Source organism: Pimelobacter simplex (assembly GCF_024662235.1).
GTDB lineage: Bacteria > Actinomycetota > Actinomycetes > Propionibacteriales > Nocardioidaceae > Nocardioides.
The window spans coordinates 1,549,155-1,572,481 of record NZ_CP096276.1; the positions used below are offsets into that span (position 1 = coordinate 1,549,155).

11 protein-coding genes are annotated in these 23,327 nt (G+C 65.6%); 10 read left to right on the plus strand and 1 reads right to left on the minus strand.

Going from position 1 to position 23,327, the window contains the following annotated elements; all coding sequences use genetic code 11:
* Positions 1-120 precede the first annotated feature (120 nt).
* Together mobF and M0M48_RS07470 are read left to right on the plus strand one after the other, a co-directional pair.
* Positions 121-3,642: a MobF family relaxase gene (gene mobF / locus M0M48_RS07465; RefSeq protein WP_257750651.1), complete on the plus strand. Its 3,522-nt coding sequence runs from the start codon at positions 121-123 to the stop codon at positions 3,640-3,642.
* 227 nt (positions 3,643-3,869) lie between these two features.
* Complete coding sequence (locus M0M48_RS07470; RefSeq protein ID WP_257750652.1) at positions 3,870-4,097, plus strand: hypothetical protein; 228 nt, start codon at positions 3,870-3,872, stop codon at positions 4,095-4,097.
* Between the two features lie 321 nt (positions 4,098-4,418).
* Here the strand turns inward: M0M48_RS07470 and M0M48_RS07475 are convergent, their stop codons facing one another.
* The gene (locus tag M0M48_RS07475; RefSeq protein ID WP_257750653.1) at positions 4,419-7,691 is read right to left on the minus strand and encodes a DEAD/DEAH box helicase; all 3,273 of its coding nucleotides are present in this window, start codon (positions 7,689-7,691) and stop codon (positions 4,419-4,421) included.
* Here M0M48_RS07475 and M0M48_RS07480 point away from each other — a divergent pair.
* The 8 genes from M0M48_RS07480 (at position 7,608) to M0M48_RS07515 (ending at position 23,077) form a co-directional block, all read left to right on the plus strand.
* On the plus strand, positions 7,608-11,219 hold the full coding sequence (locus M0M48_RS07480) for a helicase-related protein (RefSeq protein ID WP_257750654.1): 3,612 nt from the start codon (positions 7,608-7,610) through the stop codon (positions 11,217-11,219). The two genes, M0M48_RS07475 and M0M48_RS07480, sit on opposite strands and share 84 nt — an antisense overlap.
* Positions 11,220-11,353: 134 nt before the next feature.
* Entirely contained in the window at positions 11,354-14,110 is a 2,757-nt protein-coding gene (locus M0M48_RS07485; protein WP_257750655.1) for a DUF1156 domain-containing protein, read from the plus strand.
* 1 nt (position 14,111) lies between these two features.
* Positions 14,112-17,471 (plus strand): Swt1 family HEPN domain-containing protein, encoded by a 3,360-nt coding sequence (locus M0M48_RS07490; protein WP_257750656.1) that lies wholly within the window; start codon positions 14,112-14,114, stop codon positions 17,469-17,471.
* Positions 17,472-17,480: 9 nt separating this feature from the next.
* The gene (locus tag M0M48_RS07495; RefSeq protein WP_257750657.1) at positions 17,481-19,361 is read left to right on the plus strand and encodes a KAP family P-loop NTPase fold protein; all 1,881 of its coding nucleotides are present in this window, start codon (positions 17,481-17,483) and stop codon (positions 19,359-19,361) included.
* Positions 19,362-19,732: 371 nt separating this feature from the next.
* On the plus strand, positions 19,733-20,152 hold the full coding sequence (locus M0M48_RS07500; RefSeq protein WP_257750658.1) for a hypothetical protein: 420 nt from the start codon (positions 19,733-19,735) through the stop codon (positions 20,150-20,152).
* A complete protein-coding gene (locus M0M48_RS07505) occupies positions 20,149-21,444 on the plus strand; it encodes a hypothetical protein (RefSeq protein ID WP_257750659.1) in 1,296 nt (431 codons plus the stop codon). The genes M0M48_RS07500 and M0M48_RS07505 overlap by 4 nt, the downstream gene beginning before the upstream one ends.
* The gene (locus tag M0M48_RS07510; protein ID WP_257750660.1) at positions 21,441-22,208 is read left to right on the plus strand and encodes a TatD family hydrolase; all 768 of its coding nucleotides are present in this window, start codon (positions 21,441-21,443) and stop codon (positions 22,206-22,208) included. Before M0M48_RS07505 ends, M0M48_RS07510 begins: the two co-directional genes overlap by 4 nt.
* A gap of 53 nt (positions 22,209-22,261) precedes the next feature.
* Complete coding sequence (locus M0M48_RS07515; RefSeq protein WP_257750661.1) at positions 22,262-23,077, plus strand: nuclease-related domain-containing protein; 816 nt, start codon at positions 22,262-22,264, stop codon at positions 23,075-23,077.
* Positions 23,078-23,327: the final 250 nt, after the last annotated feature.

The following is a 23,327-nucleotide window of genomic DNA, read 5'->3' on the forward strand; positions in this document are numbered from 1 at the left end:
CCCTCATCCCGTCCTGCTTCCTTCTCTCCTCGCCTACCGCCTCCTTGCCTTCACACGGTGTGCAGTTCGAGGGGTTGTGGAGAAGGGCGCGCACCTGAGCGCTGTGGGACGGAAACGGCCGTGACGGTCTCGATGCGCCGGATGTCCGCGGGCAGCGGCTACCAGTACCTGCTGCGCAGCGTCGCGGCCGGCGACGGCAACCGCGTCCTGTCGACGCCGCTGACCCGCTACTACTCCGAGGTCGGTACGCCGCCCGGACGCTGGCTTGGATCCGGTGTCGGCGCATTCGGTGCCGGCCAGCTTCGCCCGGACATGCACGTGAGCGAGGAGCAGCTCGCGCTGCTTGTCGGCATGGGGCGCGACCCAATCACGGGAGAGCAGCTCGGCCGCGCGTATCCGTCGTACAAGAGGCTCTCGGACCGCATCGACGAGCGGGTCGCCGCTCTCGATTCGGAGATGACCCAGGAGGACTGCGCCGCCGAGACGACACGGATCGAGGCCGAGGAAACCGCCGCCGGGATGCGGCGCGCGGTGGCCGGGTTCGACCTCACCTTCAGTGTGCCGAAGTCGGTCTCTGTGCTCTGGGGTGTCGCCGACGCCGTCACCCAGGAGCGGATCGTCTCCGCCCATCACGCGGCGGTCGCAGACGTAATCGCGCTGTTCGAACGAGAGGTCGCCGCCACTCGGGCGGGGATCTCCGACTCGGACGGCGCCGTCGCCCAGGTCGACGTGGCGGGTGTCGCGGCCGTCGCCTACGACCACTTCGACTCCCGCGCCGGGGACCCGCAGCTCCACACGCACGTCGTCGTCGCCAACAAGGTCCTCACCCTCATGGACGGCCGCTGGCGAAGCCTCGACGGACGCCCGGTCTTCGCCTCGCGCACCGGGTTGTCTGCGCACTACGACGCACTCCTGGCGGACCGGCTGTCGCGCGACCTCGGCATCGAGTGGGAGCTGCGGCAGCGCGGACCCGACCGGAATCCCCGATGGGAGATCGCAGGCGTGACCGACGACCTGATCACCGAGTTCTCCAGCCGCACCCGTGAGATCGAGCTCAAGAAGGACGAGCTCATCGCGGAGTACGTCGCTCGCCACGGCCGGAGGCCCTCGGCGAGGACGATCGTCGAGCTCCGGGCCCAAGCCACGCTCGCCACGCGCCCGCCGAAGGAGGTCCGGTCGCTCGCCGACCTCACCGCGGGCTGGCGGCAACGGGCCGCCAAACGGTTGGGCACCGACCCCACGGGGTGGTCACAGTCGTTGATCGGCCGAGACGGCGATGTCCTGACAGCGGAGGACGTGCCGCTGGCTGCGATCGAAGTGATCGGCGCCGAGGTGGTTGCGGCCGTCTCCGTGAAGCGGGCTGTGTGGACGCACTGGAACCTGATGGCCGAGGCGGCGAAGCAGACGATGGATCTGAGGTTCGCGACAACCGAAGACCGCGAGGCCGTCCTCGGCCTCATCGTGGACGCGGCCCGAGCGCGCTCCGTCGTCCTGACGCCGCCGGAACTCGCCCTCAGCCCGGCCCGGTTCCAGCGCGAAGACGGCACGAGCCGGTTCCGCCCGCGGCACGGTGAGAAGTACTCCTCGATCGCAGTGCTCGAGGCCGAGGCACGGTTGTTGGCACGCGCCGAGAAGGTGACCGCGCCAAGGGCTGCAGCCGGTGCCGGTCGAGCGGGCGGCCGTGGCACGGTCTCGCTGTCCGATCAGCAGCGGCGTGCGGTGGGGAGCATCTGTCGCTCAGGGCGCCAGGTCGACCTCTTGGTCGGACCTGCTGGGGCGGGCAAGACCACGACTATGAGAGCGCTCCGCGCGGCGTGGACCATTGACCAAGGGCGGGGGAGCGTTGTCGGGCTGGCGCCGTCCGCCGCCGCCGCCCAGGCGCTGGCCGATGACCTCGGTGTCGCCTGCGAGAACACCTCGAAGTGGCTCCATGAGTACGACCGCGGCCGCACCGAACTGCGGCGCGGTCAACTCGTGATCATCGATGAGGCGACGCTGGCCGACACGGTGACACTCGATCGGCTCACGGGGATCGCAGCAGGCGCGGGCGCCAAGGTCCTGCTGGTCGGCGACCCGCATCAACTCCAGTCCGTCGATGCCGGCGGAGCCTTCGCACTCCTCGTCGACCGGCGCACGGATGCCCCGGCGCTGAATGAGATCCACCGTTTCGCCAACGAGTGGGAGAAGGATGCCTCGCTCGCGCTGAGCCGGGGAGACGTCCAGGTCATCTCGGCGTACGGCCGCCACAAGCGGATCCGCGAGGGTCTCACCGAGGAGATGGTCGACGCGGCGTACGTCGCCTGGCGGGCCGATTGTGCCGCCGGACGCGCCAGCATCCTCGTGACGGAGTCTGCGAGGGACGTCCGGGCGCTCAACGAACGCGCCCGGGCCGAGCGGCTGCTCCTGGATGGTGCGGTCGACCACCGCGAGGTCGACCTGGTCGACGGCTGCCGAGCCTCGGTGGGCGACGTCGTGATCACGCGCCAGAACGACCGCCGGATCCGGACGTTGCGCGGCGGGTGGGTGAAAAATGGCGACCGCTGGCTGGTCATCGACATCCGGCGGGACGGCTCTGTTCTGGTCAAGCGCCTGGACGCCCGCGGCGGGCGAACGGTCCTGCCACCGGAGTATGTGGCCGAGCACATCGACCTCGGTTACGCGGTCACCGCGCATCGCGCTCAGGGCGTCACCGTCGATACGGCGCATGTCGTCGTCACTGCATCCACGACCCGAGAGAACCTCTACGTCTCCATGACTCGCGGCCGCGAGTCCAACATCGCGTACGTCGCCCTCGACCAGCCCGACGACAGCCACTCCACCCCCGGGGCGGATGACGTCACTGCCAGGACGGTTCTGTATGGCGTCCTCCAGCACAGTGGCGCCGACCTGTCGGCCACCCAAACGATCGAGGCCGAGTACGAACTCCACGGGGGCATCGACCGTCTCGCGGCCGAACTCGAGACGATCGCCGCCGAAGCTCAGCACGACCGCTTCGCCGACCTGCTCAGCCGCTCCGGGCTGACCGCCGAGCAGCACGCCGCAGCTGTCGAGTCGACGGCCTTCGGCCCACTCACGGCGGCACTCCGACGCGCCGAGGCGTACCACCACGATCTCGAGCGTCTTCTGCCTCGAGTCGTTGGGCGACACGGTCTCGACGACGCCGACGACATCGCCGCTGTTCTCCGCTACCGGGTCGACAAGCTCGCAGCGACTCCGCCGCTCGGCTGTCGCCTCCGTCCACGACTGATCGCCGGCCTGATCCCTGAACCGCTGGGCCCGATGTCAGCCGAGGACCGACAGGCGATCGACCAACGGAAGGAGCTGATCGAGTCGCGGGCACGCGCCATTGCCGAGGACGCGGTCGCCAGCCGCGAGGCGTGGGCTGGGCGACTTGGACCGCGGCATTCGTGCTCGGGCGTCGGGGATTCCTGGCCCGCCGCGGTTGAAACGGTCGCGGCGTATCGCGACCGCTACAAGATCACATCCGACCTGCCGGTCGGTGGCGTCGCGGAGAACCACGCTCAGCGCGCGGACCGTCACCGGGCGCAGGTCGCGCTGAGGGAGGCAGCTGCCCTGTCGAGAGTGAGTGACCGTCCGCCTGGCACAGCCGGCGCCGAGCGGCGGGCCATCTCAGGTCCATAGGCAGCACTGTTCGGGCGTTGTTCACAGGGGAGTGGGCTTCCGGCGGCGTCAGGCCCGTCATCGGGCTACGCCTGGCGCTGTCCCGTCAGAAAGGCCGCCCCATGTTCTTGCTGCTCGCAGTGCCTGTAGTCGCTGTGGTTGCCCTCGCGCACCGGTGCCTGCTGCCGTTCGCCCCTTCGAACGTCCTCATCCGACGCGTGGGAGCGTCGCGTCCAAGAGTGAGCACTGTGACGAAGCTGCTCGCACTGACCGGCATCCTCGTGCTCGCGGTGAAGGTGGTCTCGGAGACCGTGGCGGCCGGAGGGCCCGGCTGGCTGAACCTCGTCGCAATCGTCCTTGCTTGGGACGCGATCAAGATCGGATGGCTCGCAATGGCAGTGCTGCTCCGCTGGATCAGCCACGCGGCCAGGAGAACTGTTGGACACCGAAACGATCGACGCCCCGCTGTCTCCTAGGGTTGACCTGTGTCCGACGATCCCTCCCTCTTCGGCGACGACCCGAGCCCAGCGCCCGTCGAGGCTACAAAGGCGCCGACTCCGATCGCAGACTGGCAGGTGGACCTTCTCCGCAGGGCGCTCGATGCCCGTGGCCTGACGTCTATGGCTGACCGGCAGCAGGCTATTGAGTCCGCTGCTGGACGCGCCGTCGAGTCGTTGCGCGCGCTCTCTCACGATGAGGGTCTGCAGGTGTTGTCCCGCCTCGGTCAGCAGCCTTCGGCCGGTCGGAGTGCCAGCTCACATTGGGACGACCGCGAGGAGGACACCTGGATCGATCGTCTATGACTGCCCGAATAGACGCTCGCGCTCGGCGGCGATCACGATGCGGGCGAGCTCTGCGTCGGTGACGTCAACAGCGTCCGGAGCTTGCTTGGCGATCACGCTGTCACGTGCGAACTCGTCAAAGAGTTGCTTCTTGTCCGCCAGGATCTCCCGGATGCGCTCGTCCACGCTGTTCTCCGTGAGTAGGCGGTGGACCTGCACCGTGTTCGTCTGACCCATGCGGTGGGCGCGGGCGATGGCTTGTGCCTCCATCGTGGGCTTCAGCTGCGGTTCGCAGATGACCACCACGGACGCGGATTGGATGTTGAGGCCGACGCCGCCGGCGGTGATCTGTGCGACGAGCACTGCCCCATGGCCCGCCTGCGAGAAGCGATCGACCAAGGCTTGGCGGTCGCGAGCAGCAATCGAGCCCGTCAGGGGACCGAAGACATGCCCCGGGAGGAGGCGCGCGACCTCATCCAGCACATCTCGGAAGTAGGAGAAAACAATGACGCGCCGCCCGTTGGCCTCGGCCTCGCCGACGATCTCTCGGAGCCGACTGACCTTGAGCGATCTCTCAGAGAGCATCGCTGCCCTCCGCATCAGCATGAAGTTGCCGTCCTGTACGGCGGCTCGGTAGGCGGCCTCATCGGCATCCGACATGCCCATCCACTCGTCGATCTCCACCATCTCGGGGAGCTCCGTGAGCACGTCCTCCTGATTGCGACGCAGGTACGCCGGCGCGACGTGCCTACGGAACCGTGACGCGAGGTACTCGGGGGCAGAGTCGGACAGGTCGGACCTGATGTAGCCGATGAGATTTCGGAACTCTTGAACGCTGTTCTCCAGCGGTGTGCCGGTCATCAAGATCACGTACTTGAGCGAGTCCATGACCGCAGCTGCCGCGATCGATCGCTTGGCCAACGGGTTCTTGATGTAGTGCGCTTCATCGAAGACTGCTGCGACGACATCGACCTTGTTCAGTTGCTCTTGAGCCCACGGCAAGAGGTCGTAGGTCGTGACAGCAACGCCGCCGTTGCGAATCCATGACTTGGCCGCGTAGTTGCGTTCCCAGAGCGGCCCGTGCAGCCGCGTTGCACTCAACTTGGTGTGCTTGGCCGTTTCTCTGACCCAGTTGCTGACGACGGCGGCCGGGCAGACGACGAGGAAGTGGGAGTGCCCGGTGGCTCGTAGATGGGTGAAGACCGCGAGGGCCTCAACGGTTTTGCCGAGTCCCATCTCGTCCCCAATGACGACCTTCTCCTGGACGAGCGCGAAGCGAGCGCCGAAGCTCTGATACGTGCGGAGTGAGGCGGTGAGGTAGTCCCGCTTGAGCTCCTTGGCGCGGACCGCCTCGATGATCTCCTCAGGGAGATCGCCGTGCATCTTCTTCTCGTCTTCAGTCACGAAGCCGAGCTCGGTCAGCATGCCGAAGTAATCGGCTGGGCGGGACAAGAAGTCCTTCCATACGTCGCCAGTCCCTACGGACGCCGCGCTGCGGTTCAGTGCGTAGCTCAACGTCGAGACGACCCGTGGGCCCGCGTCGGTCGGGCCTGCGGTGAATGCGAGTACGTGGGTCGAGGTGCCCTTCGCCTTGAATAGCTTGGCCAGAGCTTCGGCAAGCCTGGTCTCGTCGCGGCTCGGAGTGAACTGGCGGAGGGCGTGCCAGCGGCGCAATGCTTCAAGGAGCTTCTTGGTCTCTCCGTTTTTACGCTTCACGTCGATCCGGACAGGGGTCTCCTCCCGCACCGCTTCGAAGAGTCGGCGCGTTGCCTGCTCGATCGAGATCGCCGAGGTCTCGCCGAGACCCGGGAGCGCCTCCAAGTAGGAGGACTCGGCGTACTTGTAGACCTTCCACACGTTGTCCAGGCCGGCGTTCGACAGCGCAGTCACCCGAACCCGGTCCGGGGTGGCCTTCTTGAGAACCTCGAGGTCCATACCCGCCAACGCTCGGGCGACATCCGCGGCGTGCACCAGCTCGGCGGCTGACTTCGCGTCGGCGGCTGCCGCTTTCGCTGCCTTGGCGGCGTTGAGAACTGCACCGACTCCGCTTTTGGCGCGCGCGGCCAACTGCGCATGGACGAGCTCAACGTTCGAAGCCTTCGCAGGCAGAGCGGAAACAAGCTTGAGCGACGGATCAGCGAGGAGGTCGAGGTTCGGCTTACCCCCGACGCCGGGCGGCTCCAGACCGGTCAGACGTGCCTCAATGGCCTTGGCCTGCTCCAGCAGCTTCGGCGTTTCGTCGTGCAGGGCGACGCAACTGCCATCGCGCCGGCACTCCCATCGCGCGTTGAATGCGCTATTGATACGCGGTTCGATCCGTGCCGCCGCCTGCCGAGTGTCGCCCAATGTCGACTTGTCGGAAGCAGTGAGCGAGAAGTCTCGAAGCAACGTCAAGCTCGGAAGAAGCACGGCGTCCTCTGCAACGAGCGGAACCAACTTCACCGCCCCGCCATCGAGCTTGGCGTCAACACCAAGGCTCAGCGCACTCTTGATTCGGGTTGCTACCACCTTCTCGGCCTCCGAGCGAGCGACCAGGATCGACTGGGCTCGGAGGTCCCAACGGCCGACCTGCTCCGCGAGCTTCTTGACCTGAGCCTGCTCGGACTTGAACTGCTTCCTGACCCGTGCATTGGCCGAGCGGATCACCTTTGCCGTCCGCGCCGCCCCGGATTCACGCTCCACGTCGACAAGTAGCCGAGCAGAGGAGTGCGATCGGTCGCAGTTCCCCGTAGCGCAGGAGCCTTGGTCGAGGAGCTGCTGCGCATGTGGGCCATGTAGATCAACGAGTTGGATCATCGACTGCATTGGAGTGGCTTCGGAGTCGCTGAGCACGCCGCTGCGGCTGACCGGCATGTGAATGACGTCGGTGAGCGTGTCCGCGGCCGCAGAGCGCAGATCTCCCAGCTCGGCGAGAACGGCATGGAGACGTTTCCGCTCCTTGGCGGCCTTGCTTGCAAGCCGTTCGCGGAACGAGGTCAACGCGCTATCGGACTGCGCCGCCTTGACCTGACTGTGGAAAGTTGACAGCCGACTCGCAGCCTCGTGCGCGGGCTGCAGCTTCTTGCGTCCGCCGAACCAGACGGTCTTCGCGAGCTGAGTGGCAGCCGCGACGTCGCCCGATGCCTCGACCTGGCCCAGCGAGACGAGGAGCGGAAGCTCGGCGCTCGGGTCGCCTTGAGGCGAAATGGGCAGGTGTCCTGCGAGGTGCCGGACCTCTTGGGCAATATGGAGCCAGGCGCGGACCTCGTCGATGACCGCGCCAAGTTGCTGCCGTTCGGCGCGATTCATCCGTCTCCTTGGCTGTGCGGCTCAAGCGTAAGAGAAGCGTCCGACGAATACGGTGGGTTAGCGAAACTGTCGGTAGGGCCGAGTAGCGTCCGCAGGCTGTCAACCAGGAGGTCATTCGTGCAGCTTGAAGAGCTGAAGCCCGGTCTGCGGATCGATGGACTCATCCCTGCCGAGGTCATCACGGTGATCGCCGCGCAGTGGCACGGCGCCGACGCGCTCGAGCTGACCTACAAGAACGCCTCGGGCGGGCTCGGACAGCAGGTCGTCTTCCGCAAGGATCAGGAGAAGCTGTCGATCGCCCAGACCGGCAGCCGAGCGTTCGACGCTTCGGCCAGCGACTTCAAGCTGGTGGCCGAGGCGCAGCGGATCTCCCTTGCTGGGCTGTTCGACCCGATGCTCGCTGTGGCCACGAGCGACGTGCAGCCGCTGCCGCATCAGATCCGGGCCGTGTACGGCGAGCTGCTGCCACGCACGCCACTCCGCTTCCTCTTGGCCGACGACCCCGGCGCCGGCAAGACGATCATGGCTGGCCTCTACATCAAGGAACTGCTGCTCCGCGACGACGTGAAGCAGTGTCTGATCATCGCGCCGGGCGGATTGGTCGAGCAGTGGCAGGACGAGCTCTTCTTCAAGTTCGGCCTCCGGTTCGATCTGCTCACGAACCAGCTGATCGACGCCCAGGTCAACTTCAACGTCTTCGAGACCAACCCGCTGCTGATCGCGCGGATGGATCAGCTCTCTCGCAACGAGCAGCTCCAGGCGCAGCTCAAGGAGACCGAGTGGGACCTGATCATCGTCGATGAGGCCCACCGAATGGGCGCTCACTACTTCGGCGGTGAACTGCGCAAGACCAAGCGCTTCCAGCTCGGCGAGATGCTCGGCCAGATCACCCGCCACCTGCTCCTGATGACCGCCACGCCGCACTCGGGCAAGGAGGAGGACTTCCAGCTCTTCCTCACCCTGCTCGACCGCGACCGCTTCGAGGGCAAGCAGAAGAAGAGCGCCGACGTCAGCGGCATCATGCGCCGCATGGTCAAGGAAGACCTCCTGACCTTCGAGGGCAAGAAGCTGTTCCCCGAGCGCATCGCCGAAACCGTTCCCTACGAGCTCACCGCGCTGGAGTACGACCTTTACGAGGACGTCACCCACTACGTCCGCGAGGGGATGAACCGCGCCGAGCGCATCGGGGGCAAGCGCAAGAACACCGTTGGCTTCGCACTCACGGTCCTCCAGCGCCGGCTCGCGTCCAGCCCTGAGGCGATCTACAAGAGCCTCGTACGTCGCACCGAGCGGCTGGAGCGCAAGAAGCAGGAGATCCTCAACGGCACCTACCGCGAGGTCGAACCCGACATCGACCTGGGCGAGATCGACGACGACGAGTTCAACGCCGAAGAGATCGAGGCGGCCGAAGAGGAACTGCTCGACGCCGCTACGGCCGCCCAGACCGTCGAGGAGCTCAACGCCGAACTCATCGAGCTCGGGGAACTCGTCAAGACTGCCCGGTTGGTGCGCGAGGCCGGCACGGACCGCAAGTGGACCGAACTGTCGACCATCCTCCAGGACAACGCGCTGGTGACGGACGCGAACGGCTGGCCGCGGAAGTTCATCATCTTCACCGAGCACCGCGACACCCTCGACTACCTCCAGGGCAAGATCGGCTCCCTTCTCGGCAAGCCGGACGCGGTTCGCGCCATCCACGGTGGAGTACGCCGAGCCGAGCGTCGGCAGATCACCGAGGAGTTCACCAAGAACCGCGACTGCCAGATCCTGCTGGCCACCGATGCGGCCGGTGAGGGTCTCAACCTCCAGGCCGCGCACCTGATGGTCAACTACGACCTTCCGTGGAACCCCAACCGCATCGAGCAGCGTTTCGGTCGCGTCCACCGCATCGGCCAGGAAGAGGTCTGCCGCCTCTGGAACCTCGTCGCCTCCAACACGCGCGAGGGCGAGGTGTTCACCCGTCTGCTGGAGAAGCTCGACCAGATGCGTGAGACCTACGGCGGCAAGGTCTTCGATGTCCTCGGTGAAGCCTTCACTGAGACTCCGCTGCGCAACCTGCTCCTCGACGCCATCCAGTACGGCGAGCGCGCCGACGTGAAGGCGAAGATGCACGAGGTTATCGACGCCTCAGTCGGCGACGGACTCAAGGACCTGCTCGACGAGCGTGCTCTGGCGTCTGACCACCTTGCCGATGCCGACCTGCACGCGCTCCGGGCCGCGATGGACGAGGCCCGCGCGCGGCGCCTCCAGCCGCACTACATCGAGCTCGCCTTCAAGGCGGCCTTCACCAAGCTCGGCGGACGCATCGTCAAGCGCGAACAGGGGCGCTACGAGATCGCCAACGTGCCCCAGCACATCCGCTCGGCCGGCACCGGCCCGATCGCTACCAAGTACGACCGCGTCACCTTCGACCTCAGCCACGTCCAGCCCGACGACCTCACCCGCGCGGACCTGCTCGCACCCGGGCACCCGCTCCACGACGCGGTCATGGGCGAAGCCATCCGCAACTTCGGCGGGGCGCTCTATCAGGGCACCGTCCTTGTTTCATCCACGCTGGAAGAGCCACAACTCCTCGTCGGCGTCATCGAAGAGGTCGCCGACGCGACCGGCGAATCCGTGGCCCGACGATTCGGATACGCGTACGTCGACAGCTTCGGCACAGTCAGCCCCGCCGGGCCGGCGCCGTACCTGGACTGCGTCGCCGCACCAGCGGGTCCAGCAACGGACGCCGCAAGGCGGCTGGGCTGGCTGGGCGACGCCGAGGACAAGGCGACGAGCTGGATCATCGCCAACCAGCTGCCCGAGTACCTCGCCGAGGTGCAGCCGCGGCGCCTGAACGAACTGACCAAGGCGCGCGACCTCGTCACGAAACGCCTGAGCGCCGAGAGCGAACGACTCCTGCTCGACGCCGCCGTCGCTTCGGAGAAGGAACAGAAGGGCGAGAAGCCGAAGGAGTCCTCCGACAGCCTCAACCGCAAGGCCGTAGAACTCGACTCACGACTCCGCAAGCGCCTCGCGTTGCTCGACCAGCAGCAGCTGATGTCGACGAAGCCGCCGCACATCGTCACCGCGGCGCTGGTGCTGCCCATCGCGATGCTGGAAGGCGAGATCCCGGCGACCGCACCGATCCACGCGAAGGAGACCAAGGCAGTCGAGCGCCGCGGCGTCGACCTGGTCCTCGCCCGTGAGCGCGAACTCGGCCGCAAGCCCGTTGAGCAGGCGTTCAACAACAAGGGCTTCGACATCCTGTCCACCGACGCCAACGGCGACACCTACCGGATCGAGGTCAAGGCGCGGATCGAGGGCTCGAAGGACTTCTTCGTCACCCACAACGAGGTCATGACCGGCAAGAACGCTGTGCCGCGCTACCGACTCGCGCTCGTGCGGGTCGATCAGCGGGGTGCCCAATACGACGAGGTCCGCTACCTCGGGGATCCCTTCGCGACGACCGACCTCGGCGACTTCGAGGCGACGGGCATCCGGGGCGACTGGGCTAAGACCTGGGCGAAGGGCACAGCTCCCTTCTGACGCCCGCGGGCCCCACCATTCACTCCCGTTCCACCCAAAGCGTCGGGCCCCAACGGTAAGTTCAAGCACACAAACACGCGCCGCATTGCCGGTGAGGTTCGCCCGCTGTCTCGGGCGTGAAGGGTCGAGGACTAGTGCACAAGCGCAAGCTGATCGAGGTGGCTCTGCCGCTGGAAGCCATCAACCGGGAATCTGCCCGGGAGAAGGCCATCAGGCATGGCCACCCGTCGACGCTGCACCTCTGGTGGGCGCGACGCCCGTTGGCCGCCGCGCGCGCTGTCATCTTTGCTCAACTGGTCGACGACCCTAGCGCTCGGCCCGCGGAGTTCCCCACCGAGGAGCTCCAGCGGAAGGAACGGGATCGGCTCCATGGGTTGATCGAGCGGCTCGTGGTCTGGGAGAACATCCGTGACGAAAGGCTGCTGGATGAGGCCCGCGACGAGATTCTCAAGTCGACCGGAGGCAGTCCGCCATCGATCGTCGACCCCTTCGCCGGTGGCGGAACGATTCCCCTCGAAGCACAGCGGCTCGGTCTGGAGGCCGAGGCCTCCGACCTCAACCCGGTCGCCGTACTTATCAACAAAGCTTTGATTGAAATTCCGCCCAAGTTCCGTGATCAAGCTCCCGTCTTTCCGGGTCTGGCGGACTCGCAGATACGGAACTGGAAAGGCGCCGAGGGTCTCGCGGCGGATGTGCGGGCATACGGCACATGGATGCGCGATCAGGCGGAGAAGCAGATCGGAAAGCACTACCCAAAGGCCACCCTCGCCGATGGCTCACAGGCGACTGTCATCGCGTGGATCTGGGCACGGACCGTCAAGTGTCCGAACCCGGCGTGCGGGATTGACTTGCCGCTGGTGAAGTCCTGGTGGCTGAGCAAGAAGCGAGGCAAAGAGGCGTACGTGGCGCCCCGCATCATGGGATCTGCGGAAACCCCGTCGGGGTTGCGCGTCGAGTTTGATGTGATTCAAGGCCGTACGGGTGGCCCTTCGGAGGCGGACGACGGCACCGTGGGGAGGACGGGTGCTACGTGCGTCTCCTGTGGGACTGGAGCATCGCTTGCCTACATACGTGAGGAGGGACGGGCGAAGCGACTCGGGAGCCAGTTGATGGCCACCGTTGCCGAGGGTAATCGGCGCCGACACTACGTCGCGCCGACTCCCGATCACGAGAACGCGGCCGCGGTCGATGAGCCGACCGAATCCGTCCACGGAACGCTGGGCTACTACCCGCGAGACCTCAAGGCGCCAACGTACGGCTTTACCGAATTCTCTGACCTGTTCACACCCCGGCAGTTGACCGCGCTGTGCGCGTTCAGCGACTTGGTTGAGGTCGCCAAACAGCGCGTGGAAGCTGATGGAGGATCGGCGGCTTATGCCGCTGCCGTGGCCACGTATCTGGCGCTGTCGGTATCGCGGTGTGCTGACTATTGGTCCTCCATCTGTAGCTGGCACAACACGGGTGAGAAGCTCAGAAACGTTTTTGGTCGCCAAGCAATACCGATGTCCTGGGACTACGCCGAAGTCATGCCGTTCTCTGAGTCGTCAGGGGGCTACTCGGGGCAGCTCACTTGGGTGGCGAAGGTCATTGACTGGCTGCCCGCGACGCGGTCGGGCGTTGTCCGACAGGCTGACGCGGCCACGAATACTGCGGCCGGTGCGATCTCAACCGACCCGCCCTACTACGACAACATCGGATACTCCGATCTGGCGGACTTCTTCTATGTCTGGCAGCGCAAGATGTTGCGTTCCGTCTATCCCGAGCTCTTCGGAACCCTTCTTGTTCCGAAGGCCGAGGAACTCGTTGCCAACCCCTACCGCCATGGCAGCAAGGCGGGTGCGCAGCAGTTCTTCGAGTCCGGCTTCCAGCAGGTATTCGCGAATGCTCGTCAGTCGGCGTCTGACGATTGGCCGATCACGGTGTACTACGCGTTCAAGCAGAGCGATGCCGATGAGACCGGCCAGGCATCCACTGGTTGGGAGACGTTGCTGGAGGGCATGATCGGATCGGGTTGGGAGATCACCTCGACGTGGCCGATGCGCACCGAATCAAGCGTTCGGCTGATCGGTAATAACAAGAACGCCCTCGCGTCTTCGATCGTGCTCTCGCTTCGCCCGCGTCCTTCAAACGCCCCGACCACAGACCGGCGCGGTTTCATCGAGGATCTCGAAGCCGAACTTCCGGAGGCGCTCCGGAGGCTCCAGCAGGGCCAGATTGCTCCTGTCGACCTGCCCCAGGCGGCCATCGGGCCGGGGATGGCCGTCTTCAGCAGGTACGGATCCGTGCTCGAAGCGGATGGGCAGCGCATGAGTGTCCGCGCCGCGCTCCTCCGAATCAACGAGATCCTCGACCAGGTGCTGAACGAGCAGGAGGGTGACTTCGATTCAACGTCACGCTTCGCGATCGCCTGGTACCGACAGCACGGATACGGCGTCGGTAAGTTTGGTGACGCGGACAACCTCGCTCGTGCTCGCAACACCAGTGTGGACGTGATGGATCGCGACGAGATCCTCACCAGCCGTGCGGGCAACGTGCAGCTCATCAAACCGTCCGACCTGTCTTGGGACTACGACGTCCTTAAGGACATGCACACCAGCAACTGGGAAGCGTTGCACCACCTGATCAAGGTGCTGGAGCGCGATGGCATTGCGCCGGCGGGCGACTTCCTTCAGGCCGCGTTGACACGGCCTGATGGGGCTGTGGATGCCGACCTCATGAAGGAGTTGGCGCACCTGCTGTTCCGCATTGCTGAGGGCAATGGGTGGACGAAGGATGCCCTTAGCTTCAACACCCTGGTGACGACCTGGCCCGAGATCCTAGAAGTCGCTCGGAGCGTCAAGAAGCCTGCTGCGCAGCAGGGTGCGTTCGACTTCGACGAGGGAGACGACTGACATGGCACTGAGCAACCGCGACCGCATCGACCGCATGTTCCAGGTCCTCGCGCCGGCACTCGATGACTTCATCTCGACCGTCGTTGGTCAGGGCGATCCCTCGCTCGGCGCCGTCTGGACCAAGCTCGTGCAGGCGAAGGACAGCAAGAACGGCGCACCATCGACGAAGACCTACGACGCGCTCGACCCCCAGGTGCAGTTCCGGATCCTCACCGAGGGCAACATCACCGCCGGGTTCAAGCCGGGCTGGTACCCCTTCAACCAGGCCATCGGCCGCACCGGCGAGACCTTTGCCAGCGAGCTTCGCGAGGTGCGCAACGAGTGGGCACATAACAAGACCTTCACCGATGACGACGCCTACCGGGCACTCGACACCGGAGAACGACTCCTCAAGCTGATCGGCGCCGCCCGGGAAGCAGACGAGGTCCGCGGCATCCGGCTCAACCTGCGCCGTGTTACCGCCGACAAGGACGACAAGAAGGTTCTCAAGGCAGTTGTCGACAACCCGGAAGCCGCGGGCCTTCGGCCTTGGCGCGAGGTCCTGCAGCCCCACGACGACGTCGCCACGGGCAACTTCCACGCCTCGGAGTTCGCGGCCGACCTCTACAAGGTCGCGACCGGTGGAGAGGTCGACTCCGACTATGCCGACCCGGTCGAGTTCTTCCGGCGTACCTACCTGACCGAAGGCCTTCGCGATCTCATCGGCCGTGCAGTCCGGCGGCTCGCGGGCGATGACAACGCCTCGCCGGTCATCAATCTCCAGACCAACTTCGGTGGCGGCAAGACCCACTCGATGCTCTCGCTGTGGCACGTCGCCGCGGGGCTCCCCGTTGGGAGCTTCCCGCAGGAGACCCAGGAGCTCCTGACTGCCAACGGCTACGCGGCCACGAAGGTCAACCGCGTCGCCATCGTCGGTAACCATTTCAGCCCGTCCGGCGTGACTAAGGACGACGGCACTCACGTCAACACGATCTGGGGCGAGCTGGCATGGCAGCTCGGCGGTGCGGAGGCGTACGCCGTGGTCGCCAAGGCGGATCGCGATCGGACTCACCCGGGCGACGCGCTCCACGAGCTGCTCGCCAAGTACGCACCCGCTGTCATCCTGATTGACGAGTGGGTGGCATATGCCCGGTCGCTCGTCGGTCGTGACGACCTGGCCGGCGGCACGTTCGACGACCAGTTCACGTTCGCCCAGTCGCTCACCGAGGCCGCGAAGGGCACCAAGGGCGTCCTGCTCGCAATCTCGATCCCGGCCTCGGAGACCGGGGACGCCAACGACAAGATCGTCGCAGGCAACGCCGAAGAGGTCGGTGGCCAGAATGGCCTAGAGGCTCTCAAGCGCCTCCAGAACGTCGTGCGCCGGGTGGCGGACCAGTGGCGCCCAGCGTCGTCGGACGAGGCGTATCACATCGTCAAGCAGCGGCTGTTCAAGCAGCCGGATGCCGCTGCGCTCGCAGCGATCGGTGCGGCCGCTCGGGCGTACGTGGAGATGTACCGCAAGTTCTCTGACGACTTCCCTCGCGAGGCACGTGACGGTGCGTACGAGGACCGGATCAAGCGGACGTACCCGATTCATCCGGAGCTTTTCGACACGCTCTACGAGGAGTGGTCGTCGCTGGAGCGCTTCCAGCGGACCCGAGGCGTCCTCCGTCTGATGAGCACGGTCATCCACGCCCTGTGGACCGGCGAGGACCAGTCGCCGATGATCATGCCCGCGTCGATCCCGCTGGCCACGTCGAACGTGAACTCCGAGCTCACGCAGTACCTTCAGGATTCCTGGAAGGCGATCATCGACGCGGACGTTGACGGCTCGAACTCCGAGCCCGCCCGCATCGACAAGGAGAAGCCGCTCTTCGGCCAGCGTGCGCTGACCAAGCGCCTCGCCCGCACGGTGTTCTTCGGCGCTGCGCCGACGATCGCTCCCGGCTCGGTCCACAAGGGCATCGGCACGCAGCGTGTATTCCTCGGAACTGCGATCCCGGGCGATGTCCCCGGCAACTTCCACTCCGCGCTGACCCAGTTGGGCGACCGCGCGACGTACTTCTACTCGGGCTCGGGCAAGTATTGGTACGACGTCCAGCCCAACATCACCCGCACCGCCAAGGACCAGGCCGAGCGTCTGCACAAGGAGGACGTCTGGGCCGAAATCGTTCGGCGGCTTCAGGACCAGGGCCGTAAGCGTGGCGACTTCGCCGGTGTCCACGTCTGCCCGGAGTCGAACGCCGACATTCCCGACACCGACGAGGCTCGCCTGGTGGTCCTGCATCCGAAGGTCGCCCACAAGCGCGGGGCAGAGTCTGCGGCCAAGGACTTCGCCCACAAGGCCACCGAGCACCGTGGAAGCTCGAACCGAACCCATAGGAACGCGCTCGTGTATCTGGCCGCCGACGAGGCTCGTCTCGAAGAGTTGGACAACGCAACTCGCGACTACCTCGGTTGGAAGCACGTCCTGTCGAACGAGGCGGACCTCGACCTCACGCAGAACCAGAAGAACCAGGCGTCGCAACGGGCGACGCAGGCCGACCAGACGGTCACGTCGCGCCTGCTCCAGACGTTCACGTGGGCGCTCGTGCCGGCCCAGCCGGATCCCGGCGCGCCGTTCCTCATCAGGGAGACCAAGGTCGAGGGCCAGTCAGACTCGCTGGCGGACCGTGTGTCTCGGCGCCTCGGGAATGACGGCGACCTGTCCACCCGCCAGGCGGCGGCGACGATCCGGCTCGCGATCGGCAAAGTTCCGCAGATTTGGAAGGACGGCCACGTCTCGCTGGGGTCGTTGTGGGGGCTCTACTCGCAGTACCCCTACATGCCGCGCCTGCGCGACAGGTCGGTCCTCGACGCTGGCATTCTCGACCTCCCGATGATCTGGCAGACGGACGCCTTCGCGCTCGCAGCTGGCTTCGACGAGGCGGCTGGTCGGTACATCGGACTCTGGACTCCCGAGGACAAGGAGAGCGCGCCGGTCGCGACCGACTCGGTCCTCCTGGTCCGGCCGGACGTTGCGCAGAAGCAGCGCTCGGACGAGCCCGGTCCGGCGCCGGCTCCCGGCCCCGACGTTGAGCCGGGACCCGGCCCGACGCCGACTCCTCAGCCCGGCCCCAGCCCGTCGCCGAAGGTCGACATCGTCTGGCCGACACGCTTCTACGGCGTCAAGACCCTCAACTCCGACAAGATCGCGCTGGAGTTCAAGAACGTCGCCGACGAGGTGCTCGCACACCTTCGTTCGGGCGAGAACACCAGCGTGACTGTGCGGATCGAGATCGAGGCCACCGACTCCAGCGGCTTCAACGAGAGCCGTGTTCGAACCGTTTCTGAGAACGCGAAGACACTGAAGTTCGACCAGTCGGGCTTTGAGGAGAGCTGATCCGATCGCATGACCGCACTGCCGCTCTGGTCCGATGACCCTGCTGGTGTCGACCTCTTGTCCTTCGACGCCGTCGCCGAGACCCTCGCTGACGCGCTCCTCGACGACAGCCTCGACCCGGTGGCCCTTGGTCTCTCCGGAAGTTGGGGAAGCGGCAAGACAACGGTTCTCGGCCTCGTTGCTCAGGAACTCGATCGCCGCAAGACCAACGAACAGAAGGTCTTGGTTGTCCAGACGGACCCCTGGCGGTACGACCCGGCAACGGGGATCAAGGAATCGCTCATCGCCGAGGTGCTTGGTGCGCTGGGACGAGAAGTTGCCGGGTCGGCTGCGGCGACCGACAAGGCCAAGAATCTCCTCGCTCGACTCGGCAGGCGGATTGACTGGGCGAAGGCCCTGAAGCTGGCCGCCACTTCCTCGCTGATGTTGCAGATTCCCAGCGTTGGAAGCATTGTCGACCTCGTCAAACCCGCCGAGGGCGAAGAGGACGAACCACGCGGGCTGGAGGCTTTCCGCGATGAGTTCGCCGAACTCATGGCGTCCGACGATCTCCAGCATCTACGTGCGGTTGTCGTCCTGGTCGATGACCTCGATCGGTGCCTTCCCGAGACAGTCGTCGACAGCCTCGAAGCCATCCGACTCTTCCTCGCTGTTCCCAAGATGTCATTCGTCATCGCGGCCGACGAAGAGCGCGTCGCAGACGCCATCCGGACCCGGTTCAGGTCGTCCGGTGCTCCTGACGACGAGGACGACCGTCATGACCCCGCAACGCTGTATCTACACAAGATCGTCCAGACGACGATCCCGCTCCCCGCGCTCAGCTACTTCGACACGCAGGCGTACCTTCTGCTTCTTCAACTTCAGTCGGCAACGGACCAGAGCGTTCTCGACCAGCTCATCGGTCGTTGCACCGAGGTCCGCAAGGCGGGTGGATCGGTCGACGACATCGGTGACATCCAGGGCCTGTCGATGGACAACGAGCTGGCCTTCGCTGCCCGCCTGACGCCGTTGCTCTACGAGAAGTTGCAGGGCAACCCCCGCTACATCAAGCGGTTCCTCAACGACCTGCATGTCCGTCAGGCAGTGGCGTCCCGGCGTGGCATTTCGCTTGACCCAAGCGTCGTTGCGAAGTTGATGGCCCTCGAAGCCCTGATGAAGCCGGAGTTCAAGCTTCTTCTCGGCTGGTTCGCGAAGGGCGAAATGAAGGACCAACTCGCGGGTTTGGAGGAAGCAGCCGGGCGACCGGTCGCGGTTGGCGGTGCTGCCGAAGACTCTGGGGATGATGCCACTGCGGAAACCGACGTGGAACAGACTACGAAGAAGCAACCTGCCAAGAAGGCAGCTGCAAAGGCGACGAGCGCGGTGGCCGACTATTCCCAGGCGATGATTCGCTGGGCGAAGCTCGCGCCGCCGCTGAGTGGTCTCGATCTGGCGCCGTACCTAACGCTTGCGGCCAGCTTCGCGGGCGTGACACTCGTCGATGAGAGCCTGCCCGAGCAGCTCCGCGACATTGCTGCGAACCTCCTGTCCGAATCGCGGCGCGAACAAGCATCGGTCTCCGACGGCGACCTCGATGCCCTCGGCGATGGCGATGCCACCGATCTGCTCAGGCACATCGGCCGCACCATGCGTGACCAGCCCGCCAAGCAGAAGGCAGCCATCAACGCGATCCTGCGTATCGCCAACCGACGGCACAGTGTTGCGGGAGACGCACGGGACGCGCTCCTCATGCTGCCGACGAGTGAGATCACCTTCGCTACGCCCATCCAATTCAAGGCGACCGATCCCGCCGAGGTGCGAAGCGTCCTCACGACCTGGAAGGGACGCGTCAACGACGACCGCGTCAAGCGCGCAATCGACACGGCACTCACTCCCCAGGCGACATCCTGATGGGCACCAGCGGGGCGTACGGAGGTAGCGGTGGCCGAGACGGCAAGTCCGTGCGCGACGCCGTTGCTGGACACTTGGACACAATCCCGGCTTCGGACGGAGCTGGACCGGCGGACGGTCGTCCAACTCTCGATCCGAACGACCTCCGGAGAATCATCAATCTGATTCGACCGAGGTCCGCCGGTGGCGGCGGCGGAGACGGTCCCGGGGGTGGCGGGGGCCGCGCGGGCACGAGTGGAGGCAGCGCAGGTGGCCGCACAGGAGGCGGGCCACGGCGGTCGGCCGCGACTTCAGCGCGCAGTGCGGGGCGTGCGGCGGCTGCTGCATACGCCTATCGCACAGGCGACGCAGCGACACTCGCGCGACTCGGGTTGGACTACGGCGCGCTTCAGGCACTCGGAGACGACTTCGAGGTCCTGCGCCGAATCGTCGACATGGCCTGCGGCGTCTCCGACAGCACGATCGAGGATCACGAGCAAAGGCGAGTCGCTGCCAACGTTGGCGATTGGATTCTCGAACAAGAGGCTGACGGGTACGTACCCACACCCGAGGAGATTGTTCGGCGTTCGATCGCCGAGATCATCTCCGAAACCCTCCTCGTCGAGACCGGCGACCTGATCAACCAGAGTGTGATTGCGGATGTCGCGGAGCAGGACATCCGGGACGCTGCCGAGGCCCTCGCCGCCCAAGCGAATCTCTCTGTTGGCGGCGCGACCGAGGACGAGATCAGCCGCGCCGTTGAGGATGGACTGGAAACCATTCGCGGCATCGTCGGCGGCGGCTCCTCATGACCAGATTCGCAATGCGACTCAGTGCGCCGTCGCCCGTTTCGCCCGATGATGCGGCGACCTCGTTCTTCTGGCTCACCGACGAGCGCTCAAGCTTCACCGGCGGACTCGGGCCGAATGCGGCTGCGTTGGGATCAGTGCGACCTCTCAACATCGACTTCGTGCGCCTGGCGGTGACAGCGTTCGCGGCCGACCGCACCGTGCCCCGTGTCCGCGGTGGATCGAACTGGAACCAGCGAACGCTAGAGATTGAGGTGCCGGTCTCGACGCCCCGCGTGTGGCGTTCAGCCGCCTCGGAGCTGGCTGAAGTCCTCGGATTCCTGAGTGGCGATGCTTGGACCCTCTCGTTCGTTAAGGACGAACCAACGAACGATGCGCCGCAACTCCCCGAGAGCGATGAGCCGCCTTCTCGAGTCGTGCTGGTGAGCGGTGGTGCCGACTCGGCCATCGGAGCTTTGTACTCCCGATCGCTGTTGGCCGACGACGAACGCCACGTCCTCGTGTCGCATTTCAGCCACACGATCCTTGCCCCAATACAAAGGCGCGTCGCAGAGGAAGTTGAGCGCCTAGTTGCCGGCCCGGGCCAAGCGCATGTCGCGATTCATCTGGCCCGCCGGACGACAAGGATCGACGGTTCCAAGTGGCCGACCGAACCCAGCAGCCGGTCTCGATCCCTGCTATTCCTCGCGCTCGGGCTCGCCGTGGCATCCATCCACGAAGTCCCACTCTGGATTCCAGAGAACGGGTTTGCGTCGATCAACCCGCCGCTTGGTTCCGAGCGTCTGGGGAGCCTTTCGACAAGAACGACGCATCCAACGTTCCTCCTGGGACTTTCGGCGGCACTGTCCAAGGTGGGTGCGCACGGGGCCATCGAGAACCCATTCGCGAGCAGCACCAAGGGCGAGATGTTCCAGATGGCTGCCAGCCTTGTGGGTGCTGACGCGGCAGCCGCCTTTCTCAGTTCGACCCACTCATGCGGGCTCACGGGGCAGCGGGCATTTGGAGTCTCCTCCGAGATTCCCTGTGGCGTGTGCTTCGGATGCGTCCTGCGCCGTGCGTCCTTCCAAGCCTCGGGCCTGCACGACGCCACGACCTACATCAGCCCGGGCGGCAACACTGACCTTCAGCGCTGGTTGGCTGAGAACTCAGTTGAGCAACCCATCCGCAATCTCCTCAAGCGGGGATTGGGGGCCCGAGACCTAGCCACTCTGGGTCTGCCCACCGGGTATCCGATCCGCGACGCGCTTGACCTCTGCCAGCGCGGCCTGGCCGAACTCGGGAGTTTGTACCCGTGAGGGGCCTTCCGCCGATCGATATGCACGCTCACATCAAGCCGGAGATCGCTCCGAGCGAGTTGGACGCGCTGGGATCCCTCACCTTCGCTGCTACGCGGACGCTGGATGAGGCGGAGCAGGCCCTCACGCGGTCAGACCGGTGGACGGTCTGGGGCGTCGGTTGTCATCCCGGTCTCGTTGGAGCCCAGAAGGCGTTCGACGCCACGCGCTTTGCAAAGCTGATCGAGCACACTCCCTTCGTGAGCGAGGTCGGGCTAGACGGCTCATCTCGGGTTCCGTTGAGCACGCAGCAGGAAACGTTCGCGGCGATCCTGTCGGTCATCCAGGCGACACCCCGCATTGTGAGCGTCCACAGCTACTCCGCAACAGAAGAAGTGCTCGAAGCGTTGTCAGCCATTCCCAATCGAGGGGTCGTCCTTCACTGGTGGCTGGGCACCGAGGCACAAACCGCACGAGCCGTCGACCTCGGGTGCTACTTCTCGGTCAACGCCTCGATGGTTCGACGCAGCGAGATTCTTGCGTGGCTGCCTGCAGGGCGCGTTCTCACCGAGACCGACCACCCGTTTGGGGACCGCTTTGTGCGCGGCGTCAGGCGGCCGGGCAAAGTGGATGCGGTCGAGGATGCGATTGCGAAGCAGTTTGGGCTGACGCCTACCGCGACTCGGCAGTCCCTATGGCGAAACTTCGGCGCACTCGTGGGCACTGCTCATTGCGGGAGCGCACTTCCTCGGCCAGTTCGGGTCACATTGGCGGGGGTGGTGTAGCCGTGGTCGCGGAGCCGCATATGTCGGCCGATGGCTCGCGGGATGAGAAGCGAATGAAGCTTCGGTATGCAGGCGTGTGTCGTCTCTGCGGGACAGAGCTTGCCGCCCGCGTCGAAGCCATCTATGAGCGGCCCACGAAGACCATTAGGTGTGTCGAGTGTCCGGATGGGGCTGCCGTGGCCCTCTCTGACGCCTCGGAGGTCCAGCCGTCGCCAGTCGAAAAGGCGGGCGATGACGGCGGTGCCGCGGGGTCGTCGGCTCGGCGCGAGTACGAGCGGCGCAAAGCCATGGACGAGGAGCGTCTCCGTCGGAAGTGGGGAAGGCTGGGCGGCATCGCCGTGGCGCTGTCTGACGAAAAGCAGAGCACGAAGGCGTGGGCGACGGGAGCGGTGGGCGAAGAACGCCTGGGTGCACGGCTCGACTCCCTCGTGTCGGAGTCGATCGCGGTGCTTCACGATCGACGCATCCCGGGGACGAGAGCGAACATCGACCACATCGCCATTACGACTGCTGGCATGTGGGTGGTCGACGCCAAGCGATACAAGGGTCGACCTGAACTGAAGGTCGAAGGCGGCCTCCTTCGTCCCCGGGTCGAGAAGTTGCTTGTCGGTCACCGGGACTGCACCAAGCTGGTCGACGGTGTGCTGAAGCAAGTCAATCTCGTCCGTGAGGTCGTTGGCGACATCCCCGTGACCGGTGCACTTTGCTTTGTGGAAGCCGACTGGCCGCTCTTCGGCGGCGCATTCACGACCAGGGGCGTTCATGCGCTCTGGCCGAACCGGCTCGGGAAGCTGCTCATGGATGCGGAGGGTTCGGTCGACATATCAAGGATCCGGGATGAGTTGGCGTCGTACTTCAGACCCGCCTGATCTTGACGACTCGTGGACGAAGCACGTCGATGGGCCCCACCGGTGGGGGAGTGCCTGTGATCGTTTGCAGGCGTCGGCTCCGCCGCGCTGTAGGGCTCGGATTGGGCTCGCTTTCATTCGCAAACGCCTTCAACCCCGCACGCCCACCGTCAACCGGCCAGATGGGCATCACCGCAGGCCAGAGGCTAGTTTCGCCTGTCGCGCGCAGTCGATCGCAAGCGCTCGCGGTTACGCTCACGGCCATGTACGT

What these genes read in the sequence shown, in the direction of transcription:
- M0M48_RS07505 (WP_257750659.1), top strand. Translation starts at nt 20,149, where the DNA reads ATGACCAGATTCGCAATGCGACTCAGTGCGCCGTCGCCCGTTTCGCCC.
- M0M48_RS07490 (WP_257750656.1), top strand. Translation starts at nt 14,112, where the DNA reads ATGGCACTGAGCAACCGCGACCGCATCGACCGCATGTTCCAGGTCCTC.
- M0M48_RS07495 (WP_257750657.1), top strand. Translation starts at nt 17,481, where the DNA reads ATGACCGCACTGCCGCTCTGGTCCGATGACCCTGCTGGTGTCGACCTC.
- M0M48_RS07515 (WP_257750661.1), top strand. Translation starts at nt 22,262, where the DNA reads ATGAAGCTTCGGTATGCAGGCGTGTGTCGTCTCTGCGGGACAGAGCTT.
- M0M48_RS07475 (WP_257750653.1), bottom strand. Translation starts at nt 7,691, where the DNA reads ATGAATCGCGCCGAACGGCAGCAACTTGGCGCGGTCATCGACGAGGTC.